Origin of the sequence: Streptomyces sp. Go-475, from assembly GCF_003330845.1 — a bacterium.
Taxonomy (GTDB): domain Bacteria; phylum Actinomycetota; class Actinomycetes; order Streptomycetales; family Streptomycetaceae; genus Streptomyces.
On sequence record NZ_CP026121.1, the window covers coordinates 5,307,780 to 5,331,010 of the forward strand.

Annotated in this window: 24 protein-coding genes; 13 read left to right on the forward strand and 11 right to left on the reverse strand. The window is 72.2% G+C overall.

The window, feature by feature from the left end; genetic code table 11:
• Positions 1-37: 37 nt before the first annotated feature.
• Both C1703_RS24570 and C1703_RS24575 read right to left on the reverse strand, forming a co-directional pair.
• Entirely contained in the window at positions 38-793 is a 756-nt protein-coding gene (locus tag C1703_RS24570; RefSeq protein WP_114254886.1) for a decaprenylphospho-beta-D-erythro-pentofuranosid-2-ulose 2-reductase, read from the reverse strand.
• Positions 794-826: 33 nt separating this feature from the next.
• Positions 827-2,221 carry an FAD-binding oxidoreductase gene (locus C1703_RS24575; RefSeq protein ID WP_232840577.1) on the reverse strand — a complete coding sequence of 465 codons (1,395 nt, stop codon included), beginning with the start codon at positions 2,219-2,221 and terminating at the stop codon, positions 827-829.
• Between the two features lie 133 nt (positions 2,222-2,354).
• Between C1703_RS24575 and C1703_RS24580 the strand changes: the two genes are divergently transcribed.
• The 4 genes from C1703_RS24580 to C1703_RS24595 are packed head-to-tail and all read left to right on the forward strand — an operon-like array spanning position 2,355 to position 5,167.
• Positions 2,355-2,876 carry a phosphatase PAP2 family protein gene (locus tag C1703_RS24580; protein ID WP_114254887.1) on the forward strand — a complete coding sequence of 174 codons (522 nt, stop codon included), beginning with the start codon at positions 2,355-2,357 and terminating at the stop codon, positions 2,874-2,876.
• Positions 2,869-3,813: a decaprenyl-phosphate phosphoribosyltransferase gene (locus C1703_RS24585; protein WP_114254888.1), complete on the forward strand. Its 945-nt coding sequence runs from the start codon at positions 2,869-2,871 to the stop codon at positions 3,811-3,813. Before C1703_RS24580 ends, C1703_RS24585 begins: the two co-directional genes overlap by 8 nt.
• A complete protein-coding gene (locus C1703_RS24590; protein ID WP_114254889.1) occupies positions 3,810-4,262 on the forward strand; it encodes a GtrA family protein in 453 nt (150 codons plus the stop codon). Before C1703_RS24585 ends, C1703_RS24590 begins: the two co-directional genes overlap by 4 nt.
• On the forward strand, positions 4,250-5,167 hold the full coding sequence (locus tag C1703_RS24595; protein WP_198678263.1) for a YihY/virulence factor BrkB family protein: 918 nt from the start codon (positions 4,250-4,252) through the stop codon (positions 5,165-5,167). The genes C1703_RS24590 and C1703_RS24595 overlap by 13 nt, the downstream gene beginning before the upstream one ends.
• Here the strand turns inward: C1703_RS24595 and C1703_RS24600 are convergent.
• Positions 5,115-6,422, reverse strand: a complete 1,308-nt coding sequence (locus C1703_RS24600; protein WP_343236407.1) for a D-alanyl-D-alanine carboxypeptidase — start codon at positions 6,420-6,422, stop codon at positions 5,115-5,117. The two genes, C1703_RS24595 and C1703_RS24600, sit on opposite strands and share 53 nt — an antisense overlap.
• A 91-nt stretch (positions 6,423-6,513) precedes the next feature.
• Here C1703_RS24600 and C1703_RS24605 point away from each other — a divergent pair, with 91 nt between their 5' ends.
• From C1703_RS24605 to C1703_RS24615, 3 genes are all read left to right on the forward strand, one after another.
• Positions 6,514-6,753 (forward strand): hypothetical protein, encoded by a 240-nt coding sequence (locus C1703_RS24605; RefSeq protein ID WP_010047056.1) that lies wholly within the window; start codon positions 6,514-6,516, stop codon positions 6,751-6,753.
• A 31-nt stretch (positions 6,754-6,784) separates the two neighbouring features.
• Positions 6,785-8,248, forward strand: coding sequence for a metallophosphoesterase (locus C1703_RS24610; RefSeq protein WP_114254892.1), 1,464 nt, complete (start codon positions 6,785-6,787; stop codon positions 8,246-8,248).
• A gap of 192 nt (positions 8,249-8,440) precedes the next feature.
• Positions 8,441-9,997 (forward strand): ABC transporter substrate-binding protein, encoded by a 1,557-nt coding sequence (locus tag C1703_RS24615; protein WP_114254893.1) that lies wholly within the window; start codon positions 8,441-8,443, stop codon positions 9,995-9,997.
• Positions 9,998-10,016: 19 nt separating this feature from the next.
• On the opposite strand, the gene C1703_RS24620 is transcribed toward C1703_RS24615, so the two are convergent.
• The 7 genes from C1703_RS24620 to C1703_RS24650 form a co-directional block, all read right to left on the reverse strand.
• Complete coding sequence (locus C1703_RS24620; protein ID WP_114254894.1) at positions 10,017-10,760, reverse strand: TetR family transcriptional regulator; 744 nt, start codon at positions 10,758-10,760, stop codon at positions 10,017-10,019.
• A gap of 55 nt (positions 10,761-10,815) precedes the next feature.
• On the reverse strand, positions 10,816-11,436 hold the full coding sequence (locus C1703_RS24625; protein ID WP_114254895.1) for a Uma2 family endonuclease: 621 nt from the start codon (positions 11,434-11,436) through the stop codon (positions 10,816-10,818).
• A 151-nt stretch (positions 11,437-11,587) separates the two neighbouring features.
• Complete coding sequence (locus C1703_RS24630; RefSeq protein WP_114254896.1) at positions 11,588-12,367, reverse strand: succinate dehydrogenase iron-sulfur subunit; 780 nt, start codon at positions 12,365-12,367, stop codon at positions 11,588-11,590.
• The gene (sdhA, locus tag C1703_RS24635) at positions 12,367-14,121 is read right to left on the reverse strand and encodes a succinate dehydrogenase flavoprotein subunit (protein WP_114254897.1); all 1,755 of its coding nucleotides are present in this window, start codon (positions 14,119-14,121) and stop codon (positions 12,367-12,369) included. Before sdhA ends, C1703_RS24630 begins: the two co-directional genes overlap by 1 nt.
• A gap of 19 nt (positions 14,122-14,140) precedes the next feature.
• Positions 14,141-14,623, reverse strand: coding sequence for a succinate dehydrogenase hydrophobic membrane anchor subunit (locus C1703_RS24640; RefSeq protein ID WP_114254898.1), 483 nt, complete (start codon positions 14,621-14,623; stop codon positions 14,141-14,143).
• 5 nt (positions 14,624-14,628) lie between these two features.
• Complete coding sequence (gene sdhC, locus C1703_RS24645; RefSeq protein ID WP_114254899.1) at positions 14,629-15,009, reverse strand: succinate dehydrogenase, cytochrome b556 subunit; 381 nt, start codon at positions 15,007-15,009, stop codon at positions 14,629-14,631.
• Positions 15,010-15,227: 218 nt separating this feature from the next.
• Positions 15,228-15,701: a 2-oxo-4-hydroxy-4-carboxy-5-ureidoimidazoline decarboxylase gene (locus tag C1703_RS24650; RefSeq protein WP_232840578.1), complete on the reverse strand. Its 474-nt coding sequence runs from the start codon at positions 15,699-15,701 to the stop codon at positions 15,228-15,230.
• A gap of 290 nt (positions 15,702-15,991) precedes the next feature.
• On the opposite strand from C1703_RS24650, the gene C1703_RS24655 reads away from it, so the two are divergent.
• From C1703_RS24655 to C1703_RS24670, 4 genes are all read left to right on the forward strand, one after another.
• A complete protein-coding gene (locus C1703_RS24655; RefSeq protein ID WP_114257568.1) occupies positions 15,992-17,587 on the forward strand; it encodes a glycoside hydrolase family 20 protein in 1,596 nt (531 codons plus the stop codon).
• A gap of 97 nt (positions 17,588-17,684) precedes the next feature.
• Entirely contained in the window at positions 17,685-18,191 is a 507-nt protein-coding gene (locus C1703_RS24660; RefSeq protein ID WP_114254901.1) for a hypothetical protein, read from the forward strand.
• A 107-nt stretch (positions 18,192-18,298) separates the two neighbouring features.
• On the forward strand, positions 18,299-18,853 hold the full coding sequence (locus C1703_RS24665; protein ID WP_114254902.1) for a hypothetical protein: 555 nt from the start codon (positions 18,299-18,301) through the stop codon (positions 18,851-18,853).
• A gap of 154 nt (positions 18,854-19,007) precedes the next feature.
• Entirely contained in the window at positions 19,008-19,403 is a 396-nt protein-coding gene (locus tag C1703_RS24670) for a hypothetical protein (RefSeq protein WP_114254903.1), read from the forward strand.
• Position 19,404: 1 nt separating this feature from the next.
• On the opposite strand, the gene C1703_RS24675 is transcribed toward C1703_RS24670, so the two are convergent.
• Complete coding sequence (locus C1703_RS24675; protein ID WP_114254904.1) at positions 19,405-20,658, reverse strand: N-acetylmuramoyl-L-alanine amidase; 1,254 nt, start codon at positions 20,656-20,658, stop codon at positions 19,405-19,407.
• A gap of 379 nt (positions 20,659-21,037) precedes the next feature.
• Here C1703_RS24675 and C1703_RS24680 point away from each other — a divergent pair, with 379 nt between their 5' ends.
• A complete protein-coding gene (locus C1703_RS24680; RefSeq protein WP_198678264.1) occupies positions 21,038-21,655 on the forward strand; it encodes an RNA polymerase sigma factor in 618 nt (205 codons plus the stop codon).
• A gap of 162 nt (positions 21,656-21,817) precedes the next feature.
• Positions 21,818-22,954 carry a hypothetical protein gene (locus tag C1703_RS24685; RefSeq protein WP_114254906.1) on the forward strand — a complete coding sequence of 379 codons (1,137 nt, stop codon included), beginning with the start codon at positions 21,818-21,820 and terminating at the stop codon, positions 22,952-22,954.
• Positions 22,955-23,231 lie beyond the last annotated feature (277 nt).

Sequence of the window (23,231 nt, forward strand, 5' to 3'; positions counted from 1 at the left end):
GGGTCAGACCGCAGCCCCGCCGGAGCACGCCCCCGGCTCAGATCGGCAGCCGCCGGAACACCCCCCGTGGCAGATGCCGCAGTGCCGACATCACCAGCCGTAGGGTGCCCGGTACCCACACCGTCTCCGAGCGGCGGCGCAGCCCCAGTTCCACGGCCGTGGCGACCGCCTCGGGCGTGGTCGCGAGGGGGGTCTCGGGGAGGCCGGCGGTCATGCGGGTCCGGACGAAGCCGGGGCGGACGACCATGACGTGCACGCCCGTGCCGTGCAGCGCGTCGCCCAGACCCTGTGCGAAGGCGTCCAGGCCGGCCTTGCTGGAGCCGTAGATGAAGTTGGCGCGGCGGGCCCGCTCGCCCGCGACGGACGACAGCACGACCAGCGAGCCGTGCCCCTGGGACTGGAGCGCCCGGGCGCACACCAGGCCCGCCGAGACCGCGCCGGTGTAGTTGGTCTGCGCGACCCGAACCGCCGCCTCCGGCTCCCGTTCGTCACGGGCCTGGTCACCGAGCAGCCCGAAGGCGAGCAGCACCATGTCGATGTCGCCCTCGGCGAAGATCTTGCCGAGCACGGCCTCGTGGGAGGCCGGGTCGAGTGCGTCGAAGGCGACGGTGTGCACGTCGGCGCCGAGTCCGCGCAGTTGCCCGGCGGCCTCCTCCAGCGCGGGTGAGGGACGGCCCGCCAGCCAGACCGTGCGGGTGCGGCGGGCGATCAGCCGGCGGGCGGTGGCCAGCGCGATCTCGGACGTACCGCCGAGGACGAGCAGGGACTGGGGGAGGCCGAAGGCGTCCTTCATGACAGCTCCTAGGGGTTGCCTGGTTTCCGGTGCCTAGAGACCGAGGCGGCGGGACAGGTCGGACACGAAGACCCCGTGCGGGTCCAGTTCGGCGCGCAGGGTGCGGAAGTCGTCGAGGCGCGGGTACATCGCCGCGAGCAGTTCCGGGCGCAGCCGGGCGTCCTTGGCGAGGTAGACGCGGCCGCCCGCGGCGGCGACCTCCTCGTCGAGTTCGTCGAGGAACGCGCCGAGGCCGGGCAGCCCCGCCGGGATGTCCAGGGCCAGCGTCCAGCCGGGCACGGGGAAGGACAGCCAGCCCGGGTCGGACTCCCCGAAGCGCTTGAGGACGGCGAGGAAGGACGGGCAGCGGCGTTCGGAGATGCGGCGCACGATGCGGCGCAGGGCGTCCTCCTGGCCGTAGCCGACGACGAACTGGTACTGCACGAAACCGCCGCGGCCGTACACGCGGTTCCAGTGGGGCACGCCGTCCAGGGGGTGGAAGAAGGCTGAGATCCGCTGGAGTTGGCCGGCCCGGGCGCGGGGGGCCTTGCGGTACCAGAGCTCGTTGAAGAGGCCCACGGTGGTGCGGCTGAGCAGGCCCTCGGGGAGGACGGCGGGCGCGGAGGGGAGGCGCGAGGTGCGGAAGGAGAGCGCGTCGCGGCGCAGGCGGGCGGGGAGCGCGTCCAGGGGCGCGTGGTCGCCTCGGGTGAGGACCGCGCGGCCGGTCGACGCGCCCCGGGCCAGCAGGTCGATCCAGGCGACCGAGTAGCGGTAGCGGTGGTCGGTGGCGGCCAGCCGGGCCATCAGGTCGTCGAGGTCGGCCGCCCGTTCGGTGTCGACCGACATCAGCGAGGTCTCCACCGGCTGGAGCCGGATGGTCGCGGTGAGGATCACCCCGGTCAGGCCCATGCCGCCCGCGGTGGCGTCGAACAGGGGCGTGCCGGGGATGACCGTGCGGATCTCGCCGTCCGCGGTGAGCAGTTCGAGGGCGAGCACGTGCCGGGCGAAGGAGCCCGAGACGTGGTGGTTCTTGCCGTGGATGTCGGCGCCGATCGCCCCGCCGACGGTGACGTAGCGCGTGCCGGGGGTGACCGGCACGAACCAGCCGAGCGGCAGCAGCACCTCCATCAGCCGGTGCAGGGAGACGCCCGCGTCGCACAGCACGGTGCCGCCGTCGGCGTCGATCGCGTGGACGCGGTCCAGGCCCGTCATGTCCAGCACGGCCCCGCCCGCGTTCTGCGCGGCGTCCCCGTACGCCCGTCCCAGGCCCCGGGGGATCCCGCCGCGGGTCCCGCACTCCCGGACGGCCGCCGCGGCCTCCTCGTACGTCCGCGGGCGGACCAGCCGGGCGGCGGTGGGGGCGGTGCGGCCCCAGCCGGTGACGGTGGTGTGGTCCAGGCCCGTGATGTCCGGGGCCTGATCGGGGGCGGAATCGGTGTCGGCAGACATGTCGGTGACCGTATCGCCCTGGTGTGAGCTATTAGTTCGAGAACATGGCATCCCTCCCCGAAACGGGTGATTAATGGGATGTCGCTCAATATTGCCGGAGTTCGGGCCAGGTGGGCGTGAACAGTGAGTCCACATGGACGACCTCGACGACCTGCACGACATGGACCACCGGATCGTTTCGGCGCTCAGGGCGTGCGGCACCGACCCGCGCGTGGCCGGGGCCGCACGCGCCCTGTCCTGGGCGGGGGAGCACGCGGCGCTGTGGCTGGCGGCGGGCCTCGCCGGAGCCGCCGTCGACGGCAGGAGACGCGGCGCCTGGCTGCGCGGCACGGCCCTCACCGCCGGGGCGCACCTCGTCAGCATGGGGGTGAAACGGGTCGTGCGCCGCCCGCGCCCCGCGCACGTCGAACCCCTGGTGCGCACCGCGGGCCGGCACTCCTTCCCCAGCTCCCACGCCACCTCCGCCGCGGCCGCCGCCGTGGCCTTCGGCGCCCTCGGGGCCCGCGCGGTCCCGCCGCTCGCCGCCGCCGTGTGCGTCTCCCGCCTCGTCGTCGGGGTCCACTACCCCTCCGACGTCGCGGCCGGTGCCGCGCTCGGCGCCCTCACGGCCCGCCTGGGCGCCCGCTGGGTGAAGGGAGGCGCCCACCATGAGTGAGACGGCCATCCTGCGGCAGCGCGCCCCCGAGCAGCCGTCCGCGCCCTCCCGCAGGGGCGGTCTCCTGGCCGGTCTCGTCCGGACCGCGCGCCCCAGACAGTGGGTCAAGAACGTCCTCGTGGTCGCCGCCCCGGCCGCCGCGGGCGAACTCTTCTCCCGGTACGCCCTGACCCGACTCGCCCTCGTCTTCGTCCTCTTCACCGCCTGCGCCGCCGCCGTCTACCTCGTCAACGACGCCCGCGACGCCGACGCCGACCGCGCCCACCCCGTCAAGCGGCACCGCCCGGTCGCCGCCGGACAGGTGCCCGTGCCCGTCGCCTACGCCGTCGGCGGCGCCCTCGGCGTGCTCGCGCCGTTCGCCGCGGCCTGGCTGTGCGGCCCGGCCGTCGCCGCCCTGCTGACCGCCTACCTCGGCATGCAACTGGCGTACTGCGTCAGCCTCAAGCACGTCCTCGTCGTCGACCTGGCCGTCGTCACCACCGGCTTCCTGATGCGGGCCATGGTCGGCGGACTCGCCCTGGGCATCCCGCTGTCGCGCTGGTTCCTGATCACGACCGGGTTCGGCGCGCTGTTCATGGTGTCGGCCAAGCGCTACTCGGAGGCCGTGCAGATGGCCGGAAAGGCGGGCGCCACGCGCGCGTTGCTCACCGAGTACACCACCGGCTACCTCCGCTTCGTCTGGCAGCTGGCGGCCGGTGCCGCCGTCCTCGGCTACTGCCTGTGGGCCATGGAGGAGGGCGGCGTCCCGCACACCAGCGTGCTGCCCTGGCGCCAGCTGTCCATGGTCGCCTTCATCCTCGCGGTCCTCCGGTACGCCGTGTTCGCCGACCGCGGCACCGCCGGCGAACCCGAGGACGTCGTCCTGCGCGACCGGGCGCTCGCCCTCATCGGCCTGGCGTGGCTGGCGATGTACGGCCTGGCGGTGGCCAACTGGTGACCACGCGCGCGTGGCCGGGCCCCGCGGCCCCCGGCCGCCGCGAGCTGCTGGGCTTCGCCGCCGCCGGTCTCCTCGCCTACGCCGTGGACCTGGTCCTCTTCACGTACCTGCGCGGCCCCGCCGCGCTCGACCCGCTCACCGCCAAGGCCCTGTCCTTCGTGGCCGCCTGCGCGGTCGCCTACGCGGGCAACGCCCTCGGCCCCTACCGGACCGCGCGGGTCCGGGGTCTGCGCCCGTTCGCCGTGTTCTTCGCGGTGAACCTCGCCGGGGCCGCCGTCCAGCTGCTCTGCCTCGCCGTCAGCCACTACGGCCTCGGCCTCACCTCCCAGCGCGCGGACACCGTCTCCGGCGCGGTCGTCGGCATGGCGCTGGCCACGGTCCTGCGGTTCTGGGGTACCCGTACATGGGTGTTCCGGGCGGAGGGCAGAGTCGGATCATGGACTGGCTGAAAAGGCTCCCGGTGGTCGGACCGTGGGCGGAGCGGCTGATGATCACCCACGCGTGGCGGTCGTACGAGCGGCTGGACCGCGTGAAGTGGACGCGGCTGGCCGCCGCGATGACCTTCACCAGTTTCGTCGCGCTGTTCCCGCTGCTGACCGTGGCCGCCACCATCGCCGCCGCCACGCTCAGCACGGAGCAGCAGAACACGCTCCAGGACAAGATCGCCGAGCAGGTGCCCGGCATCTCCGACCAGCTGGACATCGCCGGACTGGTGGACAACGCGGGCACGGTCGGGTTGATCGCGGGCGCCGTGCTGCTGTTCACCGGCATCAGCTGGGCCGGCTCCATGCGCGAGTGCCTGCGCGCGGTGTGGGAGCTGCCCGACGAGGAGGAGAACCCCGTCCTGCGCTACGCCAAGGACGCGGGCGTCCTGATCGGCCTCGGCGGCGCGCTGCTCGTCACCATCGCCGCCTCCGCCGTCGCCTCCGCGATGATCGGCTGGATCACCCGCCAGCTCGGCATCGACGAGGGCGGCTGGAGCGGGGCCCTGCTGCACGTCGCCGCGTTCCTGGTCGCCGTCCTCGCCGACTTCCTGCTGCTGCTCTACGTCCTGACGCTGCTGCCCGGCGTCGAGCCGACCCGCCACCGCCTGTTCGTGGCGGCGCTGACCGGCGCGGTCGGTTTCGAACTGCTGAAACTGCTGCTCAGCGGCTACCTCCAGGGCGTGGCCGCGAAGAGCATGTACGGCGCGTTCGGCGTGCCCGTGGCGCTGCTGCTGTGGATCAACTTCACCTCGAAGCTGGTGCTGTTCTGCGCCTCCTGGACGGCGACGCAGAGCAAGCGGGACGAACTCCCGGGCCTCACGGGCGAGTCCGGCGGCGCACCAGATCCGGCAGCGGCCAGCGGCGGTTGACCAGGAACGCGCCGCCCGCGAGCAGCACCAGCACACCCCCGGTGATGCCGAGCGCGACCCCGATGCCGCTGGAGCCGTCCGCGGCCGGGGCGCTGGCCACCGGCTTGGCGCCGGTCCCGGCCGTGCCGCTGCCGCCGTCGCCCGAGCCACCGGCCTCACCGGAGGAGTTCGCGCCGGGCTGCGCGCTGGCCTGCGCGGCGCTCTTCGGCGGCACCAGCTCGCCCACCGGCTGCACCTTCCCGGCCGCCTTGAAGCCCCAGTCGAACAGCCGGGCGGTCTCCTTGTAGACCTCGTTGTGCTCGGCCTTCTCCGGGTTCATGACCGTGACCAGCAGCACCTTGCCGTTCCGCTCGGCGACGCCGGTGAAGGTGGCGCCCGCGTTGGTGGTGTTGCCGTTCTTGACGCCGGCGATGCCCTGGTAGACGGGGACGTCCGAGTCCCCGGCCAGCAGCCGGTTGGTGTTCTGGATCTCGAAGGACTTGCGGACCGTCTTGCCCTTCTTGTCCTTCTTCGTCTCGCCGGGGAACTTCGCGGTGACCGTCGAGGCGTACTCGCGGAAGTCCTTCTTCTGCATCCCGGAGCGGGCGATCAGCGTCAGGTCGTACGCGGAGGAGACCTGCCCCTCGGCGTCGTAGCCGTCCGGGCTGACGACGTGCGTGTCGAGGGCCTGGAGCTCCTCGGCGTGCTCGTTCATCTCCTTGACCGTGTTCGCGACGCCCTTGTTCATCGCGGACAGCACGTGCACGGCGTCGTTGCCGGAGCGCAGGAAGACGCCCAGCCACAGGTCGTGGACCGTGTAGGTCTCGTCCTCCTTTATCCCGACCATGCTGGAGCCCGCGCCGATACCGGCCAGGTCGGAGGGCGCGACCTTGTGCTTCGCGGTGCTCGGGAACTTGGGCAGCAGCGTGTCCGCGAACAGCATCTTCAGCGTGCTCGCCGGGGCGAGGCGCCAGTGCGCGTTGTGGGCGGCCAGCACGTCACCGGACTCGGCGTCGGCGACGATCCAGGACCGGGCGCTCAGGTCCTTCGGCAGCACCGGCACGCCGCTCGCCAGGTTCACCTGCGTGCCCGGCTGCCCGAGCCGGGCGCCGCCGACGGTCGACATCGACGCCGGGGGAGTGGCCGACGGGCTGCCCGAGGGGCTCGGCGACGGGCTCGGGGCGGCGACGGCGGCGGGCGCGGCCAGGGCGAGGGACGACAGGACGGCGGAGGTGACCAGCAGGGATCGCCTGGCGGTCTTCTTCGGAGCGGGCACGGTCGGAAACGTACATGCCGTACGCACGGAAGTCCCGCCTCCGGCCCCACCCCGCGAACGGAACCGGACAGGCGCTGGCGATACTGGACTCATGAAGCTCAGCCGCCCCGTCTCCTGGTTCCTGCTCGCCTTCGGGGTGTGGAGCTGGGTCATCTGGATCACTTTCGTCAAGAACCTGGTCAAGGACAGCAGCGGGCTCGCCTTCGACGACGGTCATCCCACGGCCTACTTCTGGGTGCACCTGCTGCTCGCCGTCGTTTCCTTCGTATTGGGGACGGCCATCGGGGCCATCGGGTTGCGTGGTCTGCGCGCACTGCGCCGGACGTCATAACGTCATCAGGGCAATCGGGAGACACGACACCGTGGCCATCGTCTTCGTACTCGTCGCACTGCTCGTCCTGGCCGTCCTCGTGACGGCCAACTGGTATGTGTGGCGCCGCCTGTTCCGCGACACGACGCGAGGGCCCGGGCTCACCCGCCGCCTGGGCGCCGTGCTGGTCGCCGGCGGCTGGACCCTCGCGATCACGGCCCTCGTCGCCGAGCGCACGGGCGCCCCGTTCGGACTCCAGCAGGCCCTGGCCTGGCCGGGCTTCCTGTGGCTGGCCCTGTCGATCTACCTGTTCCTCGGGGTGCTGGCGGGCGAGGCCGTACGACCGCTGCTGCGGTGGTTCTTGGAACGGCGGGCGAGAACGGGGACGGCAACGGGCCCGGTCCCGGGCTCGGACTCGGGGCTCGACGGGGCGGAGAGGACGGCGGGCCCCCAGGGGGACAGTGGCGCCGGTGCGCCCGTAGCAGTGCCTTCCGACACGGCGGCGGCCACCCCGGGGGGCGGCAGCGCCGCGGACGCCTCACGCCGGCCGCTCACTACCACCGCGTCCGCGTCCACCGTGCCCGCGTCCACCGTGCCCGCGTCCACCGTGCCCGCGCCCGCGCCCGAGCCCGTCACGCCCGAGCCCGTCACACCCGAGCCCGCGACGCCCGGGCCCGCCGCACCCGCCGCCCCCTCCCGCCGTCTCTTCGTCTCCCGGGTCGTCGCCGGGGCCGCCGCGGCAGCCGCTGTCGGGACCGTGGGATACGGCACGTACGGCGTGCTGCGCGGGCCGAAGGTGAAGCGGGTCACCGTGCCGCTGGCCAAGCTGCCGCGCGCCGCGCACGGGTACCGGATCGCCGTGGTCAGCGACGTCCACCTCGGCCCGGTCCTGGGCCGCGGCTTCGCCCAGAAGGTCGTCGACACGATCAACGCGACCCAGCCCGACCTGATCGCGGTCGTCGGCGACCTGGTGGACGGGAGCGTCAAGGACCTCGGCCCCGCGGCCGCACCGCTGGCCCAGCTGAAGGCCCGGCACGGCTCCTACTTCGTCACCGGCAACCACGAGTACTTCTCCGGCGCCGAACAGTGGGTCGAGGAGGTCCGGCGCCTCGGCCTGATCCCCCTGGAGAACGCCCGCAGGGAGATGCCGTACTTCGACCTGGCCGGAGTCAACGACGTCGCGGGCGAGGAGGAGGGCCAGGGCCCCGACTACGCCCGGGCCCTCGGCGACCGGGACACCGCCCGCGCCTGCGTGCTCCTCGCCCACCAGCCCGTCCAGATCCACGACGCCGTCGAGCACGGCGTCGACCTCCAGCTCTCCGGCCACACCCACGGCGGCCAGCTCTGGCCCGGCAACCTTCTCGCGGCCGCCGCCAACCCGACCGTCGCGGGCCTGGAACGCTACGGCGACACCCAGCTCTACGTCTCCCGCGGCGCGGGCGCCTGGGGCCCGCCCACCCGGGTCGGCGCCCCGTCGGACGTCACGCTGATCGAGCTGGCGTCCAAGCAGGCCTGACGGCGCACCCCATGAGGGAGCTGTGAAACCGGACCGAAACGCCCATCGGTAAGTTCTTTCCCAACTCATCAGATCTCCCTTCCCCCTGGTCAAACTCCTGTGATTGGGTGAGCCCGCCACGAACGGGTGTGGCATACGCGCATATGCACAAGGGCCCCGAGGGCCCGGTGAGGCCCAGGGAGGGCACAGCCGATGCGATCGATTCGCATACGGATACTCGCGGGGCTGCTCGTCCTGGCCGCCGCGGGCGTGGGCGCCTGGCAGCTCCTGCCGTCCAAGGACGACGGCCGCACCATCACGGTCGGCACGACGGACGCCGTCACCTCACTCGACCCGGCCGGGGCCTACGACGCCGGATCCTGGGCGCTGTTCAGCAACGTCTTCCAGTCGCTGCTGACCTTCGCGCCGGGCGGCACCGCACCCGTGCCGGACGCGGCCAAGAGCTGCTCCTTCACGAGCGGCGACCTGACCACGTACCGCTGCGAACTGCGCTCGGGCCTCACCTTCCCCAGCGGCCGGAAGATGACCGCCGAGGACGTGCGGTACTCCTTCGACCGGATCCTCAAGATCAAGTCCCCGGTCGGTCCGGCGTCCCTGCTCGGCACCCTGAGTTCCGTGGACGCCGACGGGCTGACTGTCACCTTCCACCTGTCCTCGCCCGACGCCACGTTCCCCTTCAAGGTGGCCACCGGCGCGGGCTCGATCGTCGACCACGCCGTGTACCCGGCCGACAAGCTGCGCTCCGGCGACGCCGTCGACGGCACCGGCCCCTACACCCTCACCTCGTACACCAGGGACAAGATGGCGGTCCTCACGCCCAACCGGCACTATCAGGGCGCCGTCAAGGGAGGCGCGGACCGGAGCGTGGAACTGCGCTACTACGCCAGCCCCGACGCCCTGGACACCGCCTGGAAGGACAAGCAGGTCGAGGTCGCGACCGACCAGCTGCCGCCGCAGGTGCTCGCCGGCCTGAACCCCAGCGATCCCACGCAGCGCGTCTTCGAGGCGGACGGCTCCGAGACCCGGAACCTGTACTTCAACACCCGTAAGGGCAAGCCCCTGCACGACCCGAAGGTCCGGCAGGCCATGGCCTGGCTCATCGACCGCGAACAGCTGGCCGCCACCGTGTACGACGGCACCGTCGACCCGCTGTACTCGCTGATCCCGACGGGCCTCACCGGGCACACCGCCTCGTTCTTCGACGACTACCCGAAGCAGGACCCGAAGAAGGCGCGGCAGCTCCTCACCGAAGCCGGCGTGACCCTGCCGGTCCGCTTCACCTACGGCTACGCCGAGGGCCGCGGCGCCGGTGAGCAGGAGGCCGCCGAGATCAAGCGGGAGCTGGAGGCGAGCGGCCTGTTCAAGGTCACCCTCAAGGGCTACGAGTGGACCGACTTCCAGAAGCAGTGGGCGAGCGGCAGACTCGACGCGTACGCCGTCGGCTGGGTCGCCGACTTCCCCGACCCGGACACCTTCGGGGCCGCACTCGTCGGCACGGGCAGCACCATGAACACCGGCTACAGCAGCAAGACCGTCGACCGGCTCATCACCGACAGCCGCCGCTACGCCGACCGCAGCGAGGCCGACCAGGACTTCCGGGAGGTGCAGCAGACCGTCGCGCAGGACGTGCCGGTGCTGCCGCTGTGGCAGGCGAAGGAGTACGTCGTCACCACCGAGGACATCGGCGGCGGCCAGTACCTCTCGGACGGCACGGGCGTGTTCCGCCTCTGGAGCCTCAACGGGCTCTGACGGTGAGCCGGCGCCGGGTCTAGGCGTCGCCGCGCCGCGCTGCCGGGTCCGGGATCGCCCGGGTCATCCCCGGCAGGAAGTCCGTGAACAGCTCGTGCACCTCGCGCACGAGTGGACGCAGCACCCGGAAGCGGGCCAGGGCGACGCCCCGCGCGGTGAGCCGGGCCCCGCGCTCGGCGAGCCGGTAGCTGCGCTTCCGCCCCTCGGTCCGGTCGAAGATCCAGTACAGGCAGAGGCCCATCTGGGACAGCCACATCAACTCGGGCAGGATGTCCCGCAGTTCCTCGGGCACCTTGGACCTGGTCGCCCCGGCCAGCACCGCCCGGTGCACGCTGATGGCCTCCTCGCGGGCGTGCTCCGACTCCGGCGAGAAGGGGCTGAGCGGACTGTCCGGATCGGCGGCGTTCTTGAAGAACTGCACCGCGAACTCGTGGTACGGCGCGGCGATGTCCAGCCACGCCCGCAGCACGCCCGCGAGACGCGCCTCCAGGTCGGTCTCCCGCTCCAGGATCTCCCGGACCGCCACCTGGTGCTCGGCGGCGATCCGGTCGTAGAAGCCCTGGATCAGGTGCTCCTTGCCCGCGAAGTAGTAGTACGCGTTCCCGACGGAGACCCCGGCCTCCTTGGCGATGGCCCGCATCGTCGTCTTGTCGTAGCCGCGCTCCTGGAACAGCCGCATGGCCGTCTCCAGGATCAGCGCGCGGGTCTGCTCGGACTTGGTCGGAAGGGCGCCGTCATCGGGGCCGTCGTTCTTCGCGGGCACGGGAAGAGAGCCTAACGTCAGCGTCCCGGCGCCCGGCGGGGGGCGCTGCTGCCGGTCAGTCGCTCTTCCGCTTGTTCCCGGCGTCCAGGATCTCGGCGACGTCGACGCTCACCTTGGCACCGATCGTGTCGGGCAGCGAGACGGTCTCACCGGGGGCGTGGACACGGTGGCTGCCGTATGCGTCTCCGGCCGGGTCGGTCAGCACGTGCAGGCGCTGGTGCTTGCGGTCGACGACGACGTAGACGGGCACCTTGGCCTCGGCGTAGGCGGCGACCTTCGTTTTCAGGTCGTTCTTCCAGTTCGTGGAGGTGACCTCCAGCACGAGACGGAAGCAGACCGGGTCGTAGGCGTTGTTCTCGACGTGGTGGTCCTCGAAGTCGGCGTCCACGATCGAGAGATCGGGGACGGCGTAGTCCTCCGGCTCGATGGGCAGCCAGAGGCCGATGCCCTGGAGAACCTCGGTTTCGCCTCCGTCCAGGCCGGCTGCCATGAAGGGACGCATGAGCTTGGTGAGAGCGCGAGCATGGGCGCCGTCAGGGGACGGGGTCACGAGGAGATGGCCTTCGATGATCTCGACGCGGTAGCCCGGATGGCGCTCCATGATCTCGTCGGCGATGGTCGTCAGGGTGACGGGCTCTTCGTGATCGAAGGGCTGCTCGACGGAAGCTGCGGACATCAGGTGTCTCCTGGGGACTGGTGCCGAGACCATCATCGTAGGTCGGACGCGCCCCCAGCGTCCGTCCGGTGCTCCTTCACCCGATGGTGTGGCATATGCCAGAGGGCCCCGTCTCCAGCGGAAACAGGGCCCTCGTGAGCAAGCGTCCGGCTCAGTAGCGGCGCGTGATCAGCGCCCTCTTCACCTCGGCGATCGCCTTCGTGACCTCGATGCCGCGCGGGCACGCGTCCGTGCAGTTGAACGTCGTGCGGCAGCGCCACACGCCGTCGCGGTCGTTGAGGATCTCCAGGCGCTGCTCGCCCGCCTCGTCACGCGAGTCGAAGATGAAGCGGTGCGCGTTGACGATGGCGGCCGGGCCGAAGTACTGGCCGTCGTTCCAGAAGACCGGGCACGACGTGGTGCAGGCCGCGCAGAGGATGCACTTCGTGGTGTCGTCGAAGCGCTCGCGGTCCTCGGCGGACTGCAGCCGCTCACGCGTGGGCTCGTTCGTGTCCTTCGTGATGAGGAAGGGCATGACGTCCCGGTACGCCTGGAAGAACGGCTCCATGTCGACCACGAGGTCCTTCAGGACCGTGAGGCCCTTGATGGGCTCGACCGTGATCGGCTTCTCGGGGCTGATGTCCTTGATCAGCGTCTTGCAGGCCAGGCGGTTCTTGCCGTTGATCCGCATGGCGTCCGAGCCGCAGATGCCGTGCGCGCAGGAGCGGCGGAACGTCAGCGTGCCGTCCAGCTCCCACTTGATCTTGTGGAGGGCGTCGAGGACGCGCTCCTTCGGGTCGATCTCCACCTGGAAGTCCTCCCAGGTGGCCTCCGCCGCGACCTCCGGGTTGAAACGGCGGACCCGGAAGGTGACCGTGATGTAGGGGGAGTCGGCGAAACCGGGCTCGGGCTTGCCGGCCGCGTCTTCCTTGTCCAGAACAGGGGTAGCCATCAGTACTTACGCTCCATCGGCTGGTAGCGGGTCTGGACGACCGGCTTGTAGTCGAGACGGACGGTTTCGGAGCCGTCGGCGCCGACCTCGCGGTACGCCATGGTGTGCCGCATGAAGTTGACGTCGTCGCGGTTCGGGTAGTCCTCGCGGTAGTGACCGCCGCGGGACTCCTTGCGGGCCAGCGCGGAGACGGCCATGACCTCGGCGAGGTCGAGCAGGTTGCCCAGCTCGATGGCCTCCAGCAGGTCCGTGTTGAACCGCTTGCCCTTGTCCTGGATCGCCACGTTCTTGTAGCGCTCGCGCAGCTCCGCGATCTTCTCGACCGCCGTCTTGATGGTCTGCTCGGTGCGGAACACCATGACGTTGGCGTCCATGGTCTCCTGCAGCTCGCGGCGCAGGACCGACACCCGCTCGGAACCGGTGGAGTTGCGCAGCCGCTCCACCTGCTCCAGCACGAGCTCCGCCGGGTTCTCGGGCAGCTCGACGAAGTCCGCCTTCTGCGCGTACTCCGCCGCCGCGATACCGGCCCGCTTGCCGAAGACGTTGATGTCCAGCAGCGAGTTGGTGCCCAGACGGTTGGCGCCGTGCACCGACACGCAGGCGACCTCGCCGGCCGCGTACAGGCCCGGGACGACCGTGGTGTTGTCCGCCAGGACCTCACCCTCGACGTTGGTCGGGATGCCGCCCATGGCGTAGTGCGCGGTGGGCTGGATCGGGATCGGGTCCGTGTAGGGCTCGATACCGAGGTACGTACGCGCGAACTCGGTGATGTCCGGGAGCTTCGCGTCCAGCTGCTCCGGCGGGAGGTGCGTGAGGTCGAGGTAGACGTGGTCGCCCTCGGGGCCGCAGCCGCGGCCTTCCCGGATCTCCGTGTAGATGGAGCGGGACACGACGTCACGGGACGCGAGGTCCTTCATGACCGGCGCGTACTTCTCCATGAAGCGCTCGCCGTCCTTGTTGCGGAGGATGCCGCCCTCACCGCGGGCGCCCTCCGTCAGCAGGATGCCCATGCGCCAGATGCCGGTCGGGTGGAACTGGAAGAACTCCATGTCCTCCAGCGGGATGCCCCGCCGGTACACGGCCGCCTGGCCGTCACCGGTCAGCGTGTGCGCGTTGGACGTCACCTTGAAGAACTTGCCGCAGCCGCCGGAGGCGTAGATCACGGACTTCGCGTGGAAGACGTGGATCTCGCCGGTGGCCAGCTCGTACGCCACCACACCGGCCGACTTCTTGACGCCGTCGACCTCGGTGATCAGCTGGTCCAGGACGTAGAACTCGTTGTAGAACTCCACGCCCTCCTTGACGCAGTTCTGGTACAGCGTCTGGAGGATCATGTGGCCGGTGCGGTCGGCCGCGTAGCAGGAGCGGCGGACCGGGGCCTCGCCGTGGTTGCGGCTGTGACCGCCGAAGCGGCGCTGGTCGATGGTGCCGTTCGGGGTGCGGTTGAACGGCAGGCCCATCTTCTCCAGGTCGAGGACGGAGTCGATGGCCTCCTTCGCCAGGATCTCGGCGGCGTCCTGGTCGACCAGGTAGTCACCGCCCTTGACCGTGTCGAAGGTGTGCCACTCCCAGTTGTCCTCCTCCACGTTGGCCAGCGCGGCGGCCATGCCGCCCTGCGCGGCACCCGTGTGGGAGCGGGTGGGGTAGAGCTTGGTCAGGACGGCCGTGCGGCTGCGCTTGGTGGACTCGATGGCCGCGCGCATGCCCGCGCCACCGGCGCCGACGATGACGGTGTCGTACTTGTGGATCTTCATGATTCTCGCAGCCCCGTGCCTAGCGGATGTTCGGGTCGAAGGTGAAGATCACCAGCGTGCCCAGCAGGATGGTGAACACCGTGGCCGTGTAGAGCAGGCCCTTGAGCCACAGCCGGGTGTTCGCGCGCTCCGCGTAGTCGTTGATGACCGTGCGCAGGCCGTTGGCGCCGTGCAGCATCGCGAGCCAGAGCATGAGGAGGTCCCAGACCTGCCAGAAGGGGCTCGCCCAGCGGCCCGCCACGAAGGCGAAGCCGACCTTGGAGACGCCGCCGTCCAGCACGAGCTGGATCAGCAGGTGGCCGATGACCAGCACGACCAGCACGACGCCGGACAGGCGCATGAAGAGCCAGGCGGCCAGCTCGAAGTTGCCCCGGGTGGTCTTCGGGGTCTTCTTGGTGCGCTTGCGCGGGGCCTCGATGAAGGGGGCCGGGTTGTCGACGGTGTAGACGGCGCCGCCCTCGACGGGGCCGACGCCGGCGGCGGACTTCTCAGTCGTGGACATTGGCGTCAGCTCCCGAAGAGTTCACGAGCGGCGTGGCCGAGGACGGGGTAGATCGCCCCGAGCATCAGCACGACCCACAGGGCGACGACCGTCCAGAGCATCTGCTTCTGGTAGCGGGCGCCCTTGATCCAGAAGTCGACGGCGATGACGCGCAGACCGTTGAGCGCGTGGAAGAGGACAGCGGCGACGAGGCCGTACTCCAGCAGCGCGACGATCGGCGTCTTGTACGTGGCCACGACGTTGTCGTAGGCCTCAGGGGACACCCGCACGAGGGCGGTGTCCAGCACGTGAACGAACAGGAAGAAGAAAATGAGGACGCCGGTGACTCGGTGAGCCACCCAGGACCACATTCCTTCCCGGCCGCGGTACAGCGTTCCAGCCGGCACGGAAGTTTCCTCCGGGAGCGGGGATTGGGGCCGCGCCGGCTTGGTGTGTCGGTCGGGCCCGGCCGGGTACGGTCCACCGGCCCCCAGCATCGTAGCGAGGCGCTGCCGCCGGGCTGAGCCGGGGTCCCAGGGTGTGATCAAACTGGCATGCAAAGAGGTACAGGTGGGTGAGCGCGGCCACGGGGTGCGGGGGCTCCGGAAGTGCCGGGTGCGGGCCGTCAGCGGTTGATCGCGCAGTTCCCCGCGCCCCTGAGGGCAGTCAGCAGCCGCCCCCTGGCGAGGCGCCGGAGTTCGTCCGCCGTCACGGCCCGCTCCTCCTCCGGATCGTTGGTCAATCGTGACCGGATGGCTTCCAGGACGCGGTCGAGGGTCTCGTCCGGGGCCACGCCGTCCAGGCAGATGACGAACACGTGTCCGAAGCGGGCCTCGTAGGCGGCGTGGGCCGCGCTGAGGGCCGTGTGGGCCGCGGAGTAGGTGCCCGGCGGGAGCGTGGGGAGGGGCTCGGCGGCCAGGGCCTCGGTCAGATCGGCCCAGGTCAGGTCGTAGGCCGCCTCGTCGGCGGCGGCGAGCAGGGAGTCGAGGTCCGGGTAGGGGCGGTGCTCCGCGACACGCCCGGCCCAGCGCGGGCTGCGGAGGCAGGTGAGGAGGGTCTGCTCCAGATCCTCGGCGGAGGCTGCGTTGAAGTGCTCCACCGGTATGGCGAGTCGGCCGGGGAGATCTGGGAGACGGTGCGCAGGCAGCGTGGGTCCTCGTGGGCGTCACGTGTGTCGGCAGGGCAAGTTGTGAGAGATGTGACCTCACGCTATCGAGTTCGACCGTGACGTGTCCGACGGATGCCCGAATTTCACCCGGGAGAGAGAGTTTCGGCACGCGTGGTGGACGCGCGCCGAGGCGCGTCGGGTTTTAGGTTGGCGAGGTGAGTCAGCACAGGCGCCGGGTTCCGGCGAAGCAGGGAAAGCAGCGGCAGGTGCTGGTCGTGGCCATGGCGGTAGCCCTGGTCGTGGTCGCGGCCGGGGTGAGTCTCGGGCTCTGGGCGGCCTCGGGCGGTGAGGGCGGTGCCACCGGGCCGGAGGCCAGAGCCTCCCGGGGCGGGGCCGCGGCCGCGCCCACCACCGGCGGGCCGAGCCCCGAGCCCAGTCCGACCCGCTCGTACCCCCTGTCCGAGGCGCCCCGCACCATCCCCGCCGTGCGCGACCACACCCCGGCGCGCGGCCCGGGCTGGCGCCCCGAGAAGGGCCACCGCGTGGTCGTGGACGACCCGGCGCTGGCCGACGAGGGACGGCTGATCGCCGGTGAGCTGGGGCTGACGTACCAGGGCGAGAAGAGCGACAAGCGGGCCGGGGACCTGCGGCTCAGCCTGAACGACGACGAGGGCGCGAACCCCGAGTCGTACGTGATGACCGTGCGCGACGGGCGGGTGGAGATCAGCGGGCCCGCCGAGGCCGGGGTCTTCTACGGCACCCGCACGCTCAAGCAGGAGGCCCACGACGGCGGGACGGCGCCCGAGGGCGTGGTGCGGGACGAGCCGGCCAAGGCGCAGCGCGGGTTCATGCTGGACATCGCGCGCAAGCCCTTCACGGCCGGCTGGATCGAGGACCGGATCCGGGAGCTGGGCGATCTGAAGTTCAACCAGCTGGGGCTGCACTTCTCCGACGACCAGGGGTTCCGGATCGAGTCGTCCTCGCATCCGGAGGTGGTGTCCGAGCAGCACCTGACCAAGGCGCAGGTGCGCAGGATCGTCGACCTCGCCAGGAGCCGGCACATCACCGTCGTGCCCGAGATCGACTCGCCCGGGCACCTCGGCGCGGTCCTCGACGCCCACCCCGACCTCCAGCTGCGCAGCGCGCAGGGGTCGCCGGTGCAGGGCGCCATCGACATCTCCAAGAGCGAGAGCGCCGGCATCGTCGACGACCTGCTGAACGAGTACGCGGAGCTCTTCCCCGGCGGGCCCTGGCACCTCGGCGGCGACGAGTACCAGGCGCTGACCCGCTCGAACCCCGAGGCGTCGTTCCCGCAGCTGGCCGCGGCCGCCCGGGAGCAGTACGGCTCCGGCGCGACGGTCGCCGACCTCACCACCGGCTGGCTCAACGACCGGGCCGCCACCGTCCGCAAGCACCAGCGCACCCCGCGCGCGTGGAACGACGGCTTCTTCCGCGGCACGTCCGTCAAGGCCGCCGAGGACATCCAGGTGGCCTACTGGACGGGCAAGGAGATCGGCGCCCGGCAGCCCGCCGAGTACCTGAGCGCCGGCCGCAAGGTGATCAACTACAACGACGAGTTCCTGTACTACGTGCTCGGCGAGCCGCAGACCTTCGTCTACCCGACGGGGCAGCGGATCTACGAGCAGTGGACGCCGCGGGTGCTGCGCGGCACCGAGGCCGTGCCGGAGCGCTACGACGGGCAGATCCTCGGCGGCTCCTTCGCCGTCTGGGGCGACCGCCCGAACGCCCAGACGCAGGACCAGGTGGCGGCCGGGATCCGGATGCCGCTGCGGGCGACCGCGCAGAAGCTGTGGGACCCCGGCCGGCCCGAGCTGTCCTGGGCGGAGTTCCGGGCACTGGCGGACAGGCTCGGCTGACCCGGCGCGCATTGGCCCATACGCCTGCGGACTCCCGTACGGCTGTGGTGGTCTTCTGACGGGAGCCGAATCGAATATGCCGGGGGGGAACCGGGACATGGGCTACTGGGGTTACTTCGTCGTGGGCCGGGGGGAACGGCCGCTCGCCGAGCTGGACGCGCTGGCGGAGGCCGGTGACGGTCTGACGCGGCGCGGCTCGGCGCCGGGCGGGTGGCAACTGTGGGAGTACCCGAGCGGTGACGGCGACGTCGGGAACATGAACGTCCTCGCCCGGGAGACCGGGGCGCCCGCGCTCTTCGGGTACGTCATGAACAGCGCGTGCGTGGTGCTGGAGGCCGCCGGGCCGGAGAGCGGGGCCTGGACGACCTGCCTCGGACGGGCCGCCATGGCCGGGTACCTCGGGGCCGACCGGGAGGGCCTCACGCTGGAGGACTACTTCCTGGAACCCGGCGACGCCGCCGAGCGCGCCGTCCGCTGGGCCGCCGAGGCCGGACACGAGGTGAACGCCGACGCGCTCCTGGACGTACTGACGTCAGACCCCGATCCCCTGGCCGAAAACCTGTTGTTCCGCTTCCTCGACAGGCTGGGCGTGGTGCCCCTGTGACACTCCGGGGCCGTCGCACGCAGTAAGGGGAAGTGCGGGTTCCGTGAGGGGCGAGGGCGGAGGCGGCCTGGCAGGGCCCCGGAGAAGGCCCGCAGAGGGAGGCGTGGATGAGCCTGGTGGAGTTGATCGCACAGGCCGATGAACGCGGGCTGGCCGCGAGCGGGCTGGCTTGTTTGGATCGGTGTGTGCCCCTGCTGGGCGGTGACGACGAGATCCTGCGCCCGCTGTGGGCGAGCCTCACCGACGGCGTCGGCGCCGAGGAGTGGGGCGAGCGCCTGGAGCAGGCGCGCGGGAAGCTGGACGTCCCGGGCGCCGAGGACGAGGCGGTCCTGCTCGCCCACCGGATGCTGGAGGCCGCCCCCGCCGGGCGGGCCGCCGCCGAGGTGCGGGTGTGGGCCGACGCCTGCTCCGTCGCCTCCCTCCAGATCCACCGCCTCCTCGACACCGCCGAGGACGAGGCCTCCTCCGTCGCCGCGCGCCGCGAGGGCCGTACGGAGGGCATGTCGCCGCTCGTCGCCGCGGAACTGCGCCGCCAGATCGTCGTGCTGGAGGTCCTGGCCGGGCACGGCCAGGCCGGGCTGCGCCGGGCGCTGGAGGTGTCGACGGAGGGGCGGCGGGTGCTGAGCGCGGTGGTGTCGCGACGAACCCGGCAACAGGGCTGAAACCGGGGCCACCGACACCTCTGACCGGCCCAAACCCCTGTTTCTGGAAGAGTCCTGTGACCGTCCCTTGAGCGAGGTGGGGCGGTCCTGCGCCGGTTGCGGGAAGCCCCCGATTCCGCGTGACGAAAGCCCGCGACACGGCGCTCTTCGGGATGTGACGACTCAAGCGGAGACCAGGCCGTCGGCTGCGGCGAAGCCGCTGCGATGGGCGGCGGACACGGTGGCGACGATGCGCGAGGGGGCACGGCTGCGCCTCGACTACTCGGCGCAGAGTCTGTGGAGCATCGACCGGATGATCGAGGGGATACGGCGCGAAGGAGCGCCCTACGCGGCCGTGCGGGAGGTGCTGCGCGGGTTCGGCGCCTACGCCGGTGAGGTGATGGCGCGTCAGACCGGCGCCGAGTGGTGGGCGAGCGGCGGCGACCACTGGATCCGCACCCCCGACGGGCGCCTGTGGGACCCGATCGACGAGGCCCGCCGCGCTTACGCGGGGCACGGATCGCTGCGGCTGCTGTGCCGGGACGCGGCGAACTCCGCGCCCCGGCGGTAGTTCAGCGCCCGAGCACGCCCTCCGTCCCGGGCCCGGCCGGCTCCGGGGCCGTCTCGGGGGCGGGCTCGGTGGGCTTGCCCGCGTTCCCGGCGAGGGCGCGGATCTCGGGCAGGTCGTCGTAGAGGTGCTGGCCGGGGCAGGCGGTCGGGTAGCCGTCGCGGTGCCCGGAGACGCGGTGCAGCGTGACCTTCTGGCCCAGCTTGTACTTGCCGTTGTCGGCACCGGCGGTCAGCACCGTCGTCCCCGTCGGGTCGAGGCCGTACAGGCCGAGCTTCCAGGCGGCGACCTTGGCGACCGACTCGCGGACCGCGGTGTTCGTGGTCGCCGTGGTGTAGTCACCGAGCACCGAGACGCTGCTCGTGGCGGCGTTGAAGCCGTAGGTGTGCGCGCCGAGGACGGGCTTGTCGATGCCGCCCGCGCGGCCCTCGAAGACGGTGCCGCACTTGTCGACGAGGAAGTGGTAGCCGATGTCGTTCCAGCCGTTGCTCCGCACGTGGTAGAGGAACACGCCGCGCACGATCGACGCGGACTCCTCGCAGGTGTAGTCGTTGGTGCCCGCCGTGTGGTGGACGAACACCGCCTGGGTGTCGGAGGTGTAGGAGGGCGGGTCCTTCACCAGGGACTCGTCGGCGCCCCAGGCGGAGCGGGGCGTCACGGTCGGGCGTTCGGCCGAGGGCGCTCCGGCGGCCGGGCCGACGACGTCCGGCCTGTCCGGCTCCGCGACGTCCGGCTCCACGATGTCCGGCTCCACGATGTCCGGTTCCACGATGTCCGGTTCCGGTTCGACGACCGCGGTGTGCACGGCGTTCGCCCCGCCCTCGGGGTCGACCAATTCGACGCGCAGCCCGGCGGGCAGCCGTGAGCCCGAGACGCGTACCTGGACGCCGTCCGAGGGCCCGGCCCACAGCGGCTGGGTGCCGCCGCGCACCGAGGCGCCGTCGCGGTCGGGTCCCGTCTCGGGCGTCCGCACGTCGGTGTCCAGGGCGTGCCACGGGCTCCACTCGCCGCTCTCGCGGGAGCGGGTGCGCACCTGCGCGGTGCCGTCGAGGGCCGCGTCCGGGTCGTCCCAGGTGATGCCGACCATGCTGAACGGCTCGGTGGTGCGCGGCGCGAGGGACCGCTCGTGCGGATCGCCGCCCGGCACCCGGACGGTGTGCACCCCGTCCGAGGAGGAGGCCAGGGCCGGTCCGGCCGGGACCAGGGCGCCGAGGGCCAGGGCCGTGGCGACGGCGGTGCGCAGCAGAAGGCGTGTCATTCGGTGCTCGTTTCCGGTCCTCTTGCGGGGCGGCGTGATGTCGTGATCGTCCTTCCCGCCCCCCGGGCCGTCCGCTCGCCCGCCCGGAGAAATCCGGCGAACGGAGGACGGCCCCGCCGCTGAAAGAGCCCCTGTCCTCAACCGGGATGACGACGTGTCACGGCACCGGCGTCCGCGCACAGGTATGGCCGGATGGGCGGTCTCCGGCGGGGCCTCCCGGCCGCTGTGACACTTCTCCGGAGTCCGGCGCTGATGACCATGGAGGACGTGACACGGGCGCGTCCCCCGCGGTGCGGGCGCACCGGGCAGGGCATTGCGGGCATCCGGGATGTTCCGGCCGGGCGGTCCGCCGCGCACTCGGTACGGACTAGGACGGTTCTTGGGCCAGGGAGGCGCACCCCGGCGCGTGCAGGCGCACGACGGGGAACTGGGCACGGCCGTCGCGCGGGCCCAGGACGGTGACGAGGCGGCCTTCGCGGTCGCCTACCGGATCGTGCAACCCGGGCTGCTGGGCTACCTGCGCGGACTGGTCGGCGAGGACGCGGAGGACGTGGCCTCCGACGCCTGGCTGGAGATCGCCCGCGACCTGGGGCGGTTCAAGGGCGACGGCGCCGGGTTCCGCGGCTGGACGGCGACCATCGCCCGGCACCGGGCCCTGGACCACCTGCGCCGCCAGCGGGTACGGCCGAGGCCCGCCGCGCTGGAGCAGGACGTCCTCGACCTGCCCGGGCCGCACAGCACCCACGACCAGGCCCTGGAGGCCATCTCCACCGAGCACGCCCTCCGGCTGGTCGGCGGCCTGCCGCAGGACCAGGCCGAGGCCGTGCTGCTCCGGGTCGTGGTGGGGCTCGACGGACCCGCCGCCGCGCGCGTGCTCGGCAAGCGGCCGGGAGCCGTGCGGACGGCCGCGTACCGGGGACTGAAGCGCCTCGCCGCCCAATTGGGCGCCGAAGGTGTGACGGATGAGGCCCCACGGACGCTGGGGGAGTCGAAATGAACGACGACGGCGGGCCGGGCGGACCCGCCCGGGCCGGTGCCCTGAACGGGGCGGGCGAGCGGAACGTATGGATCGGCCCCGGAAGGCCGGGCCGACCGGCCCGGTCGTGGGAACACGGCGGGCCGACCGGAACGCGTGGATCGAGCAGGGACGGAACCGGACATGGGTGAACATCAGAGCGACGCCGGGCTGCCCGGCCGCCGGCGTGTGCACCCCGGCGGGTCCGCGTACGGCGACCGGGCGGCGCGCGAGACCGGCGGTCCGGCCGCGCATGAGGCCGGGGGCCGGGCCGCACATGAGGCCGGGGGCCGGGCCGCGCACGACGCCGGCGACCGGCCGTCCGGCCGCCTCGGTGCGTACGGTCCCGACGGCCGGGGCTCCGACGGCCGGGGCTCCGACGGCCGGGGCCCCGTCGGCCGGGGCAGCCCCGTCGGCTCCCGGCCCGTCCTGGACGACGCCGGGCTGGAGCTGCTGCTCGCCGCCGCCCTCATCCGTGACGGGATCGACACCGAGGCCGAGCAGCGGGCCGTGGCCGCGTTCCGGGCCGCCCGGGACGCCGGCCCGCACCGGTCCCGCACCCGCCGCCGGGACGACTGGCGGCCTCGCGAGCGGCGGCATCCGGGACGTTCGCTGAAGGCCACGCTCTCCGTGCTGCTCGCCAGCCTCGCGCTGGGCGGTGTCGCCGTCGCGGCGATCGGCTCGGTGGGCTCCACGGACGGTGCCGACGACCGCGGTCGTCCGCCCGCCTCCACCCGCGCCCCCGGCGCCTCGGCGGGCGAGCCCGGCGACACCCCGTCCGGCACCGCCTCCGCGCACCCGGACCGCCCCGCGCCCGCCCAGGACACCGAGGCCCACTGCCGCGCCTACGAGGAGGCCGACGGCCGGGGCAAGGCCATGGACGCGACCGCCTGGAAGCGCCTCGTCGAGGCCGCGGGCGGTGAGAGGAACGTCACGGCGTACTGCGCCGAGCAGCTGGCCCGCTCCGAGGAGAAGCCCGGCGGCACCGCCCGACCCGACAAGGGCGCGGACGCCCCGGGCTCCGGCGGCGCGGGCAACGGCTCCGGCAACGGCGGCACCGGCGCGGGCAACGCGGAGAACGGCTCCGGCAACGCGGACACGGGCTCGGGCTCGGGCACCGACCGGAGCGGGGGCGGCGCTGCCGACAGCGGCTCAACGTCCGGGGCGTCATCAGGTTCAACCGGTTCGAACGGTTCGACCGGTTCATCAGGTTCGTCTGGCTCGTCCGGTTCATCCGGGGGTCAGGACAAGCCCGCCCAGCCGAACGGCCGTCGTCCGTAATCGGCTCCGGCAGCGGGCCCTGGAACGCCCCGCCATGGCAACGGCCGGGGCCGCCACCCCCCACAGGAGAGGCCCCGGCCGTCGCGCGGCACGGGCCGCGCGGCGGCCCGTACTTCCTACAGCGCTCCGGTTGCGTTTTCTGTCACACCCGGCCGTGTCACGGCTTAGTTGCATCTCGGACGGACATGGACGGGGAGTGGTTTCAGGTCGTAACGTGCCATTCGCGCCAACAGCGGAGGCGGCAAGACCACCGCAACCACCTGCGGCCTTGTAAAAC

What these genes read in the sequence shown, in the direction of transcription:
- C1703_RS24615 (WP_114254893.1), top strand. Translation starts at nt 8,441, where the DNA reads ATGCGATCGATTCGCATACGGATACTCGCGGGGCTGCTCGTCCTGGCC.
- C1703_RS24580 (WP_114254887.1), top strand. Translation starts at nt 2,355, where the DNA reads ATGGACGACCTCGACGACCTGCACGACATGGACCACCGGATCGTTTCG.
- C1703_RS24605 (WP_010047056.1), top strand. Translation starts at nt 6,514, where the DNA reads ATGAAGCTCAGCCGCCCCGTCTCCTGGTTCCTGCTCGCCTTCGGGGTG.
- C1703_RS24685 (WP_114254906.1), top strand. Translation starts at nt 21,818, where the DNA reads ATGGGTGAACATCAGAGCGACGCCGGGCTGCCCGGCCGCCGGCGTGTG.
- C1703_RS24640 (WP_114254898.1), bottom strand. Translation starts at nt 14,623, where the DNA reads ATGTCCACGACTGAGAAGTCCGCCGCCGGCGTCGGCCCCGTCGAGGGC.
- C1703_RS24660 (WP_114254901.1), top strand. Translation starts at nt 17,685, where the DNA reads ATGGGCTACTGGGGTTACTTCGTCGTGGGCCGGGGGGAACGGCCGCTC.
- C1703_RS24655 (WP_114257568.1), top strand. Translation starts at nt 15,992, where the DNA reads ATGGCGGTAGCCCTGGTCGTGGTCGCGGCCGGGGTGAGTCTCGGGCTC.
- C1703_RS24625 (WP_114254895.1), bottom strand. Translation starts at nt 11,436, where the DNA reads ATGTCCGCAGCTTCCGTCGAGCAGCCCTTCGATCACGAAGAGCCCGTC.
- C1703_RS24575 (WP_232840577.1), bottom strand. Translation starts at nt 2,221, where the DNA reads ATGTCTGCCGACACCGATTCCGCCCCCGATCAGGCCCCGGACATCACG.
- C1703_RS24665 (WP_114254902.1), top strand. Translation starts at nt 18,299, where the DNA reads ATGAGCCTGGTGGAGTTGATCGCACAGGCCGATGAACGCGGGCTGGCC.
- C1703_RS24630 (WP_114254896.1), bottom strand. Translation starts at nt 12,367, where the DNA reads ATGGCTACCCCTGTTCTGGACAAGGAAGACGCGGCCGGCAAGCCCGAG.
- sdhA (WP_114254897.1), bottom strand. Translation starts at nt 14,121, where the DNA reads ATGAAGATCCACAAGTACGACACCGTCATCGTCGGCGCCGGTGGCGCG.
- C1703_RS24585 (WP_114254888.1), top strand. Translation starts at nt 2,869, where the DNA reads ATGAGTGAGACGGCCATCCTGCGGCAGCGCGCCCCCGAGCAGCCGTCC.
- C1703_RS24570 (WP_114254886.1), bottom strand. Translation starts at nt 793, where the DNA reads ATGAAGGACGCCTTCGGCCTCCCCCAGTCCCTGCTCGTCCTCGGCGGT.
- C1703_RS24595 (WP_198678263.1), top strand. Translation starts at nt 4,250, where the DNA reads ATGGACTGGCTGAAAAGGCTCCCGGTGGTCGGACCGTGGGCGGAGCGG.
- C1703_RS24675 (WP_114254904.1), bottom strand. Translation starts at nt 20,658, where the DNA reads ATGACACGCCTTCTGCTGCGCACCGCCGTCGCCACGGCCCTGGCCCTC.